Consider the following 11897-nt stretch of genomic DNA (forward strand, 5'->3'; position numbering starts at 1 on the left):
ACCCTAGGGCCTTCATCACTCACGCGGCATTGCTGGATCAGGCTTTCGCCCATTGTCCAATATTCCCCACTGCTGCCTCCCGTAGGAGTCTGGGCCGTGTCTCAGTCCCAGTGTGGCTGATCATCCTCTCAGACCAGCTAAAGATCGTCGCCTTGGTGAGCCTTTACCACACCAACTAGCTAATCTTACGCGGGTTCATCAAAGGGCGATAAATCTTTGGTCTTGCGACATTATACGGTATTAGCACAAATTTCTCTGAGTTATTCCGTACCCTATGGTAGATCCCCACGCGTTACGCACCCGTGCGCCACTAGATCCGAAGATCTCGTTCGACTTGCATGTGTTAAGCATGCCGCCAGCGTTCGTTCTGAGCCAGGATCAAACTCTCAAGTTTGATGTCCTGTAATGGTGGCACAAACCGAAGTTTGCCATCCACCGAAACAGCTTCATTTCAAGGAGCCGTTCCTGCACAAATCTTAATTACGTATATGGATACATATTCAGGACATGTTCGGTATACATATTAAAGCGTGAGCCTTAATATGAAACCTATGGAACGACTTAACTTACCAGAGCACCGGAACCTTGAAGTTCCCGGGTCTGGGGCCGCCGCCCACATGTCCCTTCATCTATTATTACAATGTCAAAGAGCCCATCAAAAAGCAGACAACGATTTTTCCCGCTATTGCTACCGGGGAGAACCGTTCTTCCAAATTGTGACGACCAGCAACTGTGGGGCCCGTGTGAGCCGCGTCGTGCCGGTGAAAAGGTCTCTAGGCTGGTCGCCCGATTCCGTCAACACACTTTTTCACTTTTGTTTCAAAAAATCTGACATTTTACATTCAGGGCGCCTTTTTGAGCGTTTTGGCGGGTCTTTTTGGAGCGGTTTTCAGCATCCAGGGACCCATTGAAACGCCATAATCCAGCTTTCAACTCTACAACATCCGCAGTTTTCAGCCGTTTTAACGCATGAATCTTTGATTTGGATAGTGATTCCACTTTTTCCTCTGCCCTCACGCAAATTTATTCCGATTTTTTTGAACTTTCCCATTTTTCCGATGCCACACGCCTCGACAAAGGTCCGCCATCGCGATTCTTTGTATCGGAGAGACCGATTCTATCTAGATTCGACGGGAAATCATTGAGCGATTCCCTTTTAATGCCCCGAAACAGTTTTCGAAATCGGCGAATCTTATGACAGCTCCGTAAGCATGCCCTCATAAAAGCGCGCATTGTAATGGGCGGGCCACCGGATAGACCTATCCTATGACACATATATTATCCCTGGCGGCTGGAACGCTCCCTGAATTTCTTCCCGATCAGGTCGCTCGCGCAGCCGGTCGATCCGGCTTCAGTCATGTCGGCTTCACTATAGAGCCGTCGCAATGGACTCCCCAACTGGCCAAGGCGACAAAGGACGCCCTTGATGAATATGGTTTGTCCGTCCTTGATACAGAGGTGGTCTGGATTCCCGAAGGGGGCGGACTGACGGACGACCACCGGCTTATAATAGATGCCGGGGCCGAACTGGGTGCAGCCAATATATTGGTCGTCAGTTCAGAGCCTGACCCGGATCGCACGGCAGCGGCCTTGCACCAGCTATGCGAGTGGGCACAACCAGCCGATATGCGCGTCGCATTGGAATTTCTGATGATTACGGAAGTTCGCTCGCTTGATTCGGCTTTGGATATTATAAAGCGGTGCGACCATCCTGCTGCGGCAGTATTAATCGACAGCTTGCATTTTCAGCGCGCCGGTCATGCGCCTGCGGATTTGAAAGCTGTCGATAGAAACCTGATGCCCTATAGCCAGATATGCGACGGGCATATACACTGCGCAGACAATTTTGATGCTTATCTATTAGATGCCGTGGATCTACGCAGCGCACCGGGAGAGGGCGAATTGCCATTACCCGATATATTGGAAGCCTTGCCGGCTGCGATCCCGCTCAGTTTGGAAGTCAGGTCCAAATCCTATCGGGATCGCTATAATGATGCGACCCAACGCGCCGCAGCGGTGCGGCAACAAAGCCTCTCTTACTTTAGTAATATCGGAATATCGATTCGGTAGCGTTCATGCGCTTTGGATATAGTTCCGCATCGCCGCTGCTTCGCTTTCTACCTTGTCGATGCGATATTTCACCAGATCGCCAATAGAAACAAAGCCGGTCAGCTTATTATCCTCGACAACCGGCAAGTGGCGTATGCGCCGCCGCGTCATCAATGACAGAGCCTCAATCGCGCTAAGCCCCAGATCAATAGTTATGACATCAGCGGTCATCACTTCCGAAACGCGCTTGTCCAACGCCGCCGGACCCAGTTTCTCGATACAATATAACAAGTCACGCTCGGAAAAAATGCCGACGACATGACTTCCATCCAGAACAGGCAATGCTCCGATTCTTTTTCCGGAAAGCAAAGAAACTGCATCAGCAACTGTATCATTTGCTGTGCAGCTATAAATCGGGCCATCTCTTCCCTGCATAATTGCCTGTATTGTCATTCGCATCCTCTCTCTGGCTTTACTCTTTGGCAAAACTTACCTGATTCTCGTATCACAGAATTACAATATAGCATATTTTCAATAGAAGTGGGGGCTTGAAGGCTTATATAATAAGGTTCAAAGGGGGGTTATTCAAAAGGAGCGAACCATTTTGACTGGTCATTCAAAGTTAGACGATCCCCTCCATGCCGCTGTTGCCTGGTCACGCTACTGGCGCCTGATGCGCTGGATGATTGCCCTTACAATAGTCTGCGTTGCGATTGCACTGGGCTATTTATATATAACGCATGGCATGGTTTCCATCCATTTATATATCGCCACGGCCGCTGCTGTGGGCTTTGCATTATTGCTGACATCCTCGCTAATGGGTCTGGTTTTTATGTCCAGTTCCTCCGGCCATGACGATAGCGTCAAAAACTCTTTCGGCGAATTCCCCTATCGCGATGAGTGACGATAAAGTTAGCGAGCTGATCAAGACTCAGCCGGTTCTTCGCGTTGCACCGCAACCCCGTGACCTGAATAATAACGGCCATATATTCGGCGGCTGGGTTCTGTCGCAGATGGATATTGCGGGCGGGATCATGGCCGCAAGGGTCGCGCAAGGCTCCACTGCTACGGTAGCAATTGAGGCCATGTCTTTCCTGGCCCCTATCCTCACCCGCGATATTGTTTCCGTTTATGCGCAAGTCGAACGGATTGGCAGTACGTCGGTCAGCTTGCGGATCGATGTCGTCGCGGAACGCAATCGCGGTGAAGAGCATGTGCGGGTGACCAGCGGACTTTTCACTTTTGTCGCGTTGGACGAGGCACACCGTCCCCGGTCCATCCCCGAAAGTTCGAAAACAAAATATCTCGGTTGAGTCTCGGATTATTTCCAAGGTTTAGAGCAAGCAGCTGCAGGCTTGAGCTAGGGCGTTGCTTGATGCCCGCCTCCGCTTAGCCATTCACTCTTTCTCTATACGATAGGTCAATACACGCTCGCCATGGGCGGGCACAGTTACTTTCCACAGATATTTGCCATCCTTGCGGCTCAGCTTCCCGCTGGCTTTCCGCAGTTTCTGCCTGTCCTGATGGTCGAGTTTGATTTCAACCTGCGCCGCGCTTTGCGATGCGTTGGTAATGGTCAGGACAAAATCTCTACTATTGCCATCCCCTGTCGCTTTCAGTTGATAGCGGACCAGCGGGCTTTGGCCGATCGTGACTTCGACCTCTTCACCAATTGCCTTGTCATCCAGTCCGCCTTCGCCAAGCATGATGCGTTCACCGCCCACCGCCTTGAACACCACCATTTTACCAGCCGGAAGCGGCAGCCCCAAACCGTTCCGCTTTTCATTACGAAACCGCAATATGGTGTTGAGGGAAAGCGAGTCCTGATGATCGCCCGGCGTGCTACCCGCCCATATTTGCCCTTCATGGATTTGCACGAACGGGATTGCGGTTTTTTCAAACATCGCAACCTGTTTCTGGCTCTGCGCCGCCACGGTGACGGGTACCGGTATGCGATAGAGTTTCAGGTCGCCCAGATCTTCCTGCTTCGCTTCTACCCTCTTGGCCGTTACCGTTATCCTGTCTGCTGCGGCCTCCATAGCAACCATCGGGGCGGGCATGGGGGCACCGGAATAGCGGGCTTGTGCGCGTTCCCGTTCAAAGTTTTTCACTGAGACATCACTGGTCGTCCCCTGTGGCCAACAGCGCAGCGCGATCAATCCACCACTAGGGCGCTGAATATTATCACGGCCTTTATTGGGCTGTCCGGCCACTGTTTGGGTCTGGGCATTTACAAAAGATATCTCATCACCATTGGCCAGCGTCACCCATGAAAACAGGTTCATCGCCTTGCCATCCGCGCTGATGTCCGCAACATAATTGGCCTGCCAGTCAAAGCCGGTGGCAAGATAGGACAGGGTTACAGTAGCGCGGGTCGGTGTCGCCACCCGGCTTTTTACCGACAGGGTCGGCTTGGCCGAAAGCCCCTGGGGAATCGCAGGATAGACGATTGTTTCATTCAGGCCGGTGCAATGCAGGGCTTCAAAGCCTTCCGCGGTTTGCAACACCATACCGCCGCTGGCATCAGTGCGGATTTGGGCGTCAAACTCCTGTACCTTTCCCGTCGCTGCACTGGTCCGGCGTATCGTGACGCCGCGCCCAAGATAGCCGTTGAGCAAGGCCGAAGGGGACAAAAGTGCCGCATCGCGGTTTTTTTCGATAATGCCGTCCGGCAGTCCGGTGACAATCGCGGATTGCGGAATGATCCCGCCAGCCACGCCTTCAAAGCGAAGGTCAACTTCACCGGCTGGCAATGTGACGGTCCTCTGTTCGGTAATCAGCGCATAGCCACCGAGATAATTCAGGTTCATGCCTTCATCGCCGCTGCGACCCGGATTGCGATAGACCGTCACCGAGACCGAGGAAGGCGCCTGCGAAGTTACAGTCTGGGGGAAATAATCACTCTGCGCGGAGGCAGGAACAGCGGCCGCCAGCAAGAGGAACGCGAAAAGCGCTCGTACTGTCATGGTTTAGAACTGCGTCTCTAAGGCCGCGGTAACCGTTGTCTTCCCGTTAGCTGGGACCGGCACGCTCCAGACGATGCTACGCGATGAACGCCGTTTGCTTTTCAGGCTCTCGTCAACCACCCTTGTATCGCTCCAGTAAAAGTCCAGACCGTCCTGGATGAGCGAAACGGTGACGGGTTCGGAGCGGGCATTGGTCAATTCATAAGTCATGGAAGTGCGCCACTTTGTCTGTGATAGCCGCCGCCTTTCGGTCACGGTGGGCTTCACCTTCACGTCAAAGGCTTCCCCGGTTTTCAGGCCCAGTTCGGACCCCATAGGCGTGTGGCCGATATTATTTTCACCGATAAACTGCGCCTGACCCGCTGCGTCTTTCATATATACACGCACCGTCCCGGCGGGGAGCGCATCGCCCAGACCGCCCTTGGCCGACGAGCTGAATTGCAGCACCGTCGCTGCGCTCTGCGGTTCGCTTTGGGTGCCGAGCCAGCGGTTGGTAAATTCATATGCCTTTTGCGCGGATGCCCCCGTCACGTCCAGAAAGCTGACCTGCTTCGTCTGAGCATTGGCAATAGTTGTGCGCGCGGCGAGCGGGTAAAGGTAGAAATCGCCCAAAGCCTCCCGGTCCGCCGACTCCGTTCCGGCCTGCCTGATATTGGTTCGGGGACTATAATTTCGCTGGCCATCCATATTAGGCGTCCCTGCCACCAACAGGGTTTTGGCATTATCAAAGGTCGTGCCGGTATTGTTGGTCAGAGTGACCCAGCCCTGCACATCCATCTTGCCCGCCTTTTCATCGAACAAGGCAACATAATCGGCCTTCCAGTCCATACCGCTGGTCAAATAGCTGAGCTGCGCGGGCCGTGTGCCACCGCGCGTGCTGTCCAGCGTGACCGAAAGCGTTGGCCGGGCGCGCAGGTTTTCCGGTACCTTGTCGAAAATCACCCGCGTTGGCAGCCGGTCATCGCGCAGCACTTCGATCCGGTTTCCGATTTGCAGCACTACACCGCCATTGGCTGCCAGTACCTTGGCACGCTCCCGCGTTTCCTGTCCGGTCGCGGGATTCATACGTACGATCGTAATCGTCTCCCCCACCGCCTTTTCCATCAGCTTTTCCGGGGAAAGCAGGTCATAGTCGAAATTCTGCTCTATGATCGCGGTGTCATCGGCATTGAATCCGACTGTCTCTGCCCTGATCTGGCCCGACACGCCCGGAAATTCCTGCACCGAGCGGCCCGAAGGAATATTCAGGCGGCGCGTATCCTGCACCAGCGCAAGATTACCATTATAGATCGTGACCGCTACATCACTCTGACCATCAGATTGACTGATCGCCGGGGTTGCAAAAGTTACCAGCGCCAGACCGGTAAAAGCGAGAAACCGCATATTATCTCTCCATCGTTCGTATCGCACCGTTTAAGGGCGCGAAAATGAACGTAGTTCTAACAATATCGCCCCGACTATTCCCGAATAGCGCTTATATTTCAATGTATTTTCCGCAAGAGCGCCGGACCATCAATCAGGTTGCTGGCCCGGCTGCCCCTGTCAGATCGCGTCCAGATATTCGATTACCGGCGCAGCCGCCATGCAGGGCGCGAGCTTTGCACCGCTGGCGCGAAAATGATCGGACTTTCCATGGGCCTCTAGCGCCGCCTGATCGACATAGCGTTCCAGCACGCGATATTGCTGGGGATTATCCTTGCAGCGGAAGACGGAATAAAACTCGTTGTCGGGCTCATTTTCCCGCACGGCGGTCATAAGCTCGCTGAAAACGGCCTCAAAATCAGCATTCTTGCCTTCTGCCACCGTCAAAGTCGCTACTACACCTACTGCCATATTCTACTCTCCTGATTATTCATGCTTTGACTTAAAGTATTTCGAACAGCCCGGCCGCGCCCTGACCGCCGCCAATGCACATGGTGACAACGGCATATTTCGCGCCGCGTCTTTTGCCTTCGATCAGCGCGTGGCCGGTGCAGCGCGCGCCGGTCATGCCATAAGGATGCCCGATCGAGATAGCGCCGCCATTCACATTCAGAAGCTCGTCCGGAATTCCCAGCTTTTTCTGGCAATACAGAACCTGAACAGCAAAGGCTTCGTTCAGTTCCCACAGTCCGATATCATCCATTTTCAGGTTGAAACGTTCAAGCAATTTGGGGATCGCGAAAACCGGACCAATGCCCATTTCATCGGGCTTGGTGCCAGCCACAGCCATACCGACATAGCGGCCAAGCGGGTTGAGGCCGGCCTTTTCAGCCACGCCAGCTTCCATCAGCACACTGGCAGAAGAACCATCGGAAAGCTGTGAAGCATTACCGGCGGTGACAATCTTGTCGGGTCCAAGCACGGGTTTCAGGCTCTGCAAACCTTCCAGCGTGGTTTCGGGACGGTTGCCCTCATCCTTGCTGATCGTCACTTCACGATGGGAAATCTCTTTTGTTTCCTTGTCCTGCACACCCATCGTGGTTGTTACGGAGATCAGTTCGTCATCAAATTTACCGGCGGCCTGGGCTGCGGCTGTGCGCTGCTGCGATTTTAGCGCATATTCGTCACATGCTTCCCGGCTGATGCCGTAACGGGCGCCTACGACTTCGGCGGTTTGCAGCATCGGCATATAGATATCTTCATGCATAGCCATCAGCTCGCGGTCGGGCTGCACCCGCATTTCCGGTGTCTGCACCGTCGAAATAGAATCCTGTCCGCCGCCGATCACTATATCCATACGGTCGATCACCACCTGTTTGTGGGCCGTTGCAATCGCCATCAGGCCAGAGGAACATTGCCGGTCGAGCGTCATGCCCGGCACTTCAACCGGGAAACCGGCGCGCAGCGCGACCTGCCGCGCAAGATTTGTGCTTTGCGACCCTTGTTGCAGCGCGCTACCCCAGACGACATCGTCGATACGCGCCGGATCAATGCCAGCGCGTTCGGCAGCGGCCTTCGCTGCATAGCTGCCAAGCGTTGGGCCAAGCGTGGTATTGAAAGCACCCTTATAGGCACGGCCAATCGGGGTTCTGGCGGTCGAAACGATTACTGCGTCACGCATGATGAAGATCCTCTCTTGTTAGATAACAGTCATATTTGCCGCGCATATTCTGCGTTAAAAGGCCGTAAGACAAGGTTTTTCTTTGCCACTGGTTCTGACGCTACGGAATTCCCGCAACCCCAATCATGTCTCCAGCATGTCATTGCTTCGCAGGAAGGAAACCGCCTTCGGGATAGGGCAATATCATCTCGCCATCGGGAGCTGCAGTAAAGCTCGTTTGCGTTGGATAGGCAAACTCCAGCCCTTCCTCGTTAAACTTTTGCAGGATTGCCAAGCCAATGTCATGGCGGCCATTATATACCGTTTCAAAGTCGCTGCCCATGATATCGAAATCGAGCTCGAAATTGATTGAACTGTCGCCAAATCCCACAAAGCCGGAGCGGATGAATACCGCGTTATGATCCTTCACGATCGTCTTTAACAGCTCCGGAATACGCCGCGCATCGTCGGGCTTTGTCTGATAGATAACGCCTATGGCAAAGCGCGTCCGTCGTCTTTTCAGCCGGGACAGATTGGTAATTTCCTTGTTCAGCAAATTGGTGTTGGAAATGATAATCTCCTCACCATTAATCGCGCGAAGCCGAGTGCTTTTCAGGCCGATCCTCTCGATCGTTCCCGTGCTGGTATCATAAGAAATCGTCTCTCCCTGTTTGAAAGGCTTGTCGAAAATGATCGAAAGCGCAGCAAACAGATCCGAAAATATACCCTGCGCCGCCAGGCCAATAGCAATGCCGCCCACGCCCAGACCGGCGATCAGGCCAGTGACGTTTACCCCCAGATTGGACAGAATCACAATCACTGCAATCGCGAAGATCACAAAGGTGATCAACAAACGAATCAGCGTCGTGGCACTTTGCAACGTTTCATAATGCTCCAGATCAGTGGCCAGTTTGTGCTGATAGAAACCAAGGATCAGTTCCCGTACCCAGATTGCGCTCTGGATCACCGCCGAAATTATGAACAGAAATCCGACTGTTTTGGTAATCGCCGCCGGGGGATCGGTATAAGCCACGACCAACTGGGCCGACACGATAATCATGAAAATCCTGCCCGTCCGGGCAATCGTACGCAAAATTATGGCGCGAAACCCGAAGAGATCGTCGTTTTTTTTGACACTGCGGGCCGCCACTCGCTTGATACCGCCAAGTATCGCAAAAATTACCACGCCAACTATGGTCGCAACGATCAACTCGACATAATGTTGTGAAAGCCACCCGCTGACATCACTGCCCAACCTCTGGAAGGTAGTCGCGATATCGGTTATAAATCCTAGATCACTGGATTGGGCCATAGAAACAAACTGCTAATCGGGATGGGCGGGAAACACAAGCCGGTTGAACAGCGGAAATCATCATGCCTGTAGCTGCGTTTCCTGCCGCCGGGCAGCGATTAGAAACTCGACATTGCCCTTTGGTCCGGTAATCGGGCTTTGCGCGATGCCCTGCACTGTCCAGCCCTGCGCGATCAGCCAGTCCGTGACCTTTTCGCACACCTGATCATGTACTGCCGGATCACGCACTACGCCCCCTTTGCCTACATCGGCGCGTTCCGCTTCAAATTGCGGCTTGATAAGCGCGACCAGCACCGCGTCCGGCTTTGCAAAGTCCATCGGCCGTTCAAGTACCTTGGTCAGAGAAATGAAGCTGGCATCGCAGACGATCAGGTCTACCAGTTCGGGAATATGCCGGTCAGTCAGGATCCGCGCGCTGGTTTGTTCATGCACGACCACCCGGTCATCCTGACGCAATTTCCAGGCAAGCTGGTTGGTGCCGCTGTCAACCGCATAGACCTTTGCAGCGCCCCGGCTGAGAAGGACATCGGTAAAGCCGCCGGTGCTGCTGCCCACGTCGATGGCGGTCAGCCCGGCCACAGCAATCGCGAAATGGTCCAGCGCATGATCCAGCTTCATCCCCCCGCGTGAAACCCATGGGTGGTCCTTGCCTTTCAGGTCAATTACCGCGTCGCTGGCCAATTTTTGCCCCGGTTTGTCGATTTTCTGACCGGCAACCGTGACAAGCCCCGCCATGATATAGGCCTGCGCTTTGGCACGGGTTTCCGCCAGCCCGCGGTCAACCAGCATCTGGTCAATCCGTATTTTGGCAGGCTTAACAGCTTTGTTCTTGTCATCGGGCATAGGAAATTGGCACTAGCCTAGCGCAATGCTTTTGACCATATTCATGACTTATGAGAATCATATTTCCCCTGTCCGCCCTTTTATTGGCTTCGGCTTGCTCGACTGTGGTGCCAGAACCTCCGCAAGAACCGGCCCCGACGCCTGCTCCAGCAGCGCCGCCACCGGCCCAGCCCGCGCAAAGCGACTGGACTGAATGGCCTTTGGCGCAAGGGGACTGGACCTATCGCGCGGAAAGCCGTGGTTCCATCGCTTCATTCGGTCCGCAAAATATGCAGGCAAGTTTCACCATCCGCTGCGAGCGGGACCGCAATCAACTGGTCCTCTCACGTGCAGGAACCACAGCGAATAGCGGAGCGCAAATGACGCTGAGGACCACTTCGGCAGCGCAATCCTATCCCGCACGCAATAGCGGGAATTATGCGGCCATATCGCTACCTGCGACGGATTATATGATGGACCGGATAGCCTTTAGCCGTGGCCGCTTTGCTGTGGAAACAACAGGATTGCCCCACCTCGCCATCCCGATTTGGCCTGAATTTACCCGCGTTGTGGAAGATTGCCGCTAAAGGGAAGAGCCCAAGGTCAAAGCGCGAATGGCTTTGAGCGGAAGCTCTGATTCTGACAGCAAATTAAAATAATTCAAGTCTTGTTCCCATCCCCCGATTGATTCACATTCCAGATGTCGAACAAGCGGAGATTTTCAATGCAGCAGTTCGTATCTTATCAACAAGCGAAAGGAGGTGGTCCGATGTCTCATGGTTCAGCACAGGGGTCGGAAAAATCCGTTCGGGAAACCTGCCTGATCTAAAGATCATGTTTTCCGGCAGCGGCACTTCCAACCGCTGACCCATGTTTAGGGGCTGTCGGTCAACGCGACCGACAGTCTCTTTTCATTTTTGCTCTATTCACTCTGGCGCTTTGAATTTTCTTGCGCTCATTTCATCCGGATCAAAAGGGTCAGGCCATCCTGCTTATCCGGTTGATATGCATCCAAATCGATACGCTGCGCATCGGCGCGGGCACGCTTCAGGATGGCCTCTGGCACATCGCTATCGGCAAATATCCTGTCAGACTGACCCAAAAGCCTGGCCTGACGGATGGTCATCTCGTCGGGGTCGGTGCTTGCAAGATCAATTTCAATTACCTGATCCGCCGTGCCTGAAGGCTTATTCGCTAACCAATCATCCACCGCATCATCACGCCTATCGGCAAAGGGATCAAGCATCGCGCCGGGGTCCAGCGCCGCATCAATCGCGCGGCGGCGGTGGGCACTATCGGGCCATTGCCGTCTAATCCTGCCGCGCGCCGCCAAAAGATTCTCCGCCAGCGAGCCCAGGCTATCGGGCAACAAGCGCTCCAGCCGCTGCCGCAGCGCCTTGGCCAGCCCCGCCGATGCCCCGCCAGTGCCAATGGCAATCAAAACCGGATGACGGTCAATTATGGCAGGCGTTGTAAAGTCACATAAATCCGGGCGGTCAACGACATTTACCAGAATATCACGTTTTTTCAAATGCTTGGCTGCCATCTCGGCTTCATCATCATGCTCTAGCGCAACTACCGCCAGCGCGGCCTCCGCCTGCTCGTCATCGGTGATGATCGCTCCGGCCCGCTCGTAAAGCCGCCTTTTCGCATCGGCCATTTCCCCCGAACCGATCAATATGACCTTGCGCCCACGCAAATTCACAAAGATCGGAAACTGGTTCAT

At 54.0% G+C, this 11897-nt stretch carries 13 protein-coding genes and 1 rRNA gene; 4 read left to right on the top strand and 10 right to left on the bottom strand.

What is annotated here, in order from left to right; genetic code table 11:
• A 16S ribosomal RNA gene (locus VIN76_RS09245) occupies positions 1-394 on the bottom strand; the annotation flags it as partial.
• A gap of 425 nt (positions 395-819) precedes the next feature.
• Positions 820-999, bottom strand: a complete 180-nt coding sequence (locus VIN76_RS09250; RefSeq protein ID WP_332041558.1) for a hypothetical protein — start codon at positions 997-999, stop codon at positions 820-822.
• A 267-nt stretch (positions 1000-1266) separates the two neighbouring features.
• On the opposite strand from VIN76_RS09250, the gene VIN76_RS09255 reads away from it, so the two are divergent.
• Positions 1267-2070, top strand: coding sequence for a sugar phosphate isomerase/epimerase (locus tag VIN76_RS09255; protein WP_332041559.1), 804 nt, complete (start codon positions 1267-1269; stop codon positions 2068-2070).
• A gap of 3 nt (positions 2071-2073) precedes the next feature.
• Here the strand turns inward: VIN76_RS09255 and VIN76_RS09260 are convergent, their stop codons facing one another.
• A complete protein-coding gene (locus tag VIN76_RS09260; protein ID WP_332041560.1) occupies positions 2074-2502 on the bottom strand; it encodes a CBS domain-containing protein in 429 nt (142 codons plus the stop codon).
• 151 nt (positions 2503-2653) lie between these two features.
• On the opposite strand from VIN76_RS09260, the gene VIN76_RS09265 reads away from it, so the two are divergent.
• Positions 2654-2953, top strand: coding sequence for a hypothetical protein (locus VIN76_RS09265; RefSeq protein ID WP_332041561.1), 300 nt, complete (start codon positions 2654-2656; stop codon positions 2951-2953).
• Positions 2946-3362, top strand: a complete 417-nt coding sequence (locus VIN76_RS09270; RefSeq protein WP_332041562.1) for an acyl-CoA thioesterase — start codon at positions 2946-2948, stop codon at positions 3360-3362. Before VIN76_RS09265 ends, VIN76_RS09270 begins: the two co-directional genes overlap by 8 nt.
• 84 nt (positions 3363-3446) lie before the next feature.
• On the opposite strand, the gene VIN76_RS09275 is transcribed toward VIN76_RS09270, so the two are convergent.
• The 6 genes from VIN76_RS09275 to VIN76_RS09300 all read right to left on the bottom strand — a co-directional run bounded on the left by VIN76_RS09275 (position 3447) and on the right by VIN76_RS09300 (position 10192).
• The gene (locus VIN76_RS09275; protein WP_332041563.1) at positions 3447-5015 is read right to left on the bottom strand and encodes a hypothetical protein; all 1569 of its coding nucleotides are present in this window, start codon (positions 5013-5015) and stop codon (positions 3447-3449) included.
• A 3-nt stretch (positions 5016-5018) separates the two neighbouring features.
• Positions 5019-6398, bottom strand: coding sequence for a DUF4139 domain-containing protein (locus VIN76_RS09280; RefSeq protein ID WP_332041564.1), 1380 nt, complete (start codon positions 6396-6398; stop codon positions 5019-5021).
• 159 nt (positions 6399-6557) lie between these two features.
• Positions 6558-6848 carry a putative quinol monooxygenase gene (locus VIN76_RS09285; RefSeq protein WP_332041565.1) on the bottom strand — a complete coding sequence of 97 codons (291 nt, stop codon included), beginning with the start codon at positions 6846-6848 and terminating at the stop codon, positions 6558-6560.
• A 31-nt stretch (positions 6849-6879) separates the two neighbouring features.
• Positions 6880-8058 carry an acetyl-CoA C-acyltransferase gene (locus VIN76_RS09290; protein ID WP_332041566.1) on the bottom strand — a complete coding sequence of 393 codons (1179 nt, stop codon included), beginning with the start codon at positions 8056-8058 and terminating at the stop codon, positions 6880-6882.
• A gap of 139 nt (positions 8059-8197) precedes the next feature.
• Positions 8198-9349 (bottom strand): mechanosensitive ion channel family protein, encoded by a 1152-nt coding sequence (locus VIN76_RS09295; protein WP_332041567.1) that lies wholly within the window; start codon positions 9347-9349, stop codon positions 8198-8200.
• 60 nt (positions 9350-9409) lie between these two features.
• Positions 9410-10192, bottom strand: coding sequence for a TlyA family RNA methyltransferase (locus tag VIN76_RS09300; protein WP_332041568.1), 783 nt, complete (start codon positions 10190-10192; stop codon positions 9410-9412).
• 104 nt (positions 10193-10296) lie between these two features.
• Between VIN76_RS09300 and VIN76_RS09305 the strand changes: the two genes are divergently transcribed.
• Positions 10297-10758: a hypothetical protein gene (locus tag VIN76_RS09305; RefSeq protein ID WP_332041569.1), complete on the top strand. Its 462-nt coding sequence runs from the start codon at positions 10297-10299 to the stop codon at positions 10756-10758.
• A gap of 368 nt (positions 10759-11126) precedes the next feature.
• On the opposite strand, the gene VIN76_RS09310 is transcribed toward VIN76_RS09305, so the two are convergent.
• Complete coding sequence (locus VIN76_RS09310) at positions 11127-11897, bottom strand: precorrin-2 dehydrogenase/sirohydrochlorin ferrochelatase family protein (RefSeq protein ID WP_332041570.1); 771 nt, start codon at positions 11895-11897, stop codon at positions 11127-11129.

The sequence above is a fragment of the Parasphingorhabdus sp. genome (assembly GCF_036568145.1).
Taxonomy (GTDB): Bacteria; Pseudomonadota; Alphaproteobacteria; order Sphingomonadales; family Sphingomonadaceae; genus Parasphingorhabdus.

What these genes read in the sequence shown, in the direction of transcription:
- VIN76_RS09255 (WP_332041559.1), top strand. Translation starts at nt 1,267, where the DNA reads ATGACACATATATTATCCCTGGCGGCTGGAACGCTCCCTGAATTTCTT.
- VIN76_RS09260 (WP_332041560.1), bottom strand. Translation starts at nt 2,502, where the DNA reads ATGACAATACAGGCAATTATGCAGGGAAGAGATGGCCCGATTTATAGC.
- VIN76_RS09270 (WP_332041562.1), top strand. Translation starts at nt 2,946, where the DNA reads ATGAGTGACGATAAAGTTAGCGAGCTGATCAAGACTCAGCCGGTTCTT.
- VIN76_RS09275 (WP_332041563.1), bottom strand. Translation starts at nt 5,015, where the DNA reads ATGACAGTACGAGCGCTTTTCGCGTTCCTCTTGCTGGCGGCCGCTGTT.
- VIN76_RS09280 (WP_332041564.1), bottom strand. Translation starts at nt 6,398, where the DNA reads ATGCGGTTTCTCGCTTTTACCGGTCTGGCGCTGGTAACTTTTGCAACC.
- VIN76_RS09285 (WP_332041565.1), bottom strand. Translation starts at nt 6,848, where the DNA reads ATGGCAGTAGGTGTAGTAGCGACTTTGACGGTGGCAGAAGGCAAGAAT.
- VIN76_RS09290 (WP_332041566.1), bottom strand. Translation starts at nt 8,058, where the DNA reads ATGCGTGACGCAGTAATCGTTTCGACCGCCAGAACCCCGATTGGCCGT.
- VIN76_RS09295 (WP_332041567.1), bottom strand. Translation starts at nt 9,349, where the DNA reads ATGGCCCAATCCAGTGATCTAGGATTTATAACCGATATCGCGACTACC.
- VIN76_RS09300 (WP_332041568.1), bottom strand. Translation starts at nt 10,192, where the DNA reads ATGCCCGATGACAAGAACAAAGCTGTTAAGCCTGCCAAAATACGGATT.
- VIN76_RS09310 (WP_332041570.1), bottom strand. Translation starts at nt 11,897, where the DNA reads ATGAACCAGTTTCCGATCTTTGTGAATTTGCGTGGGCGCAAGGTCATA.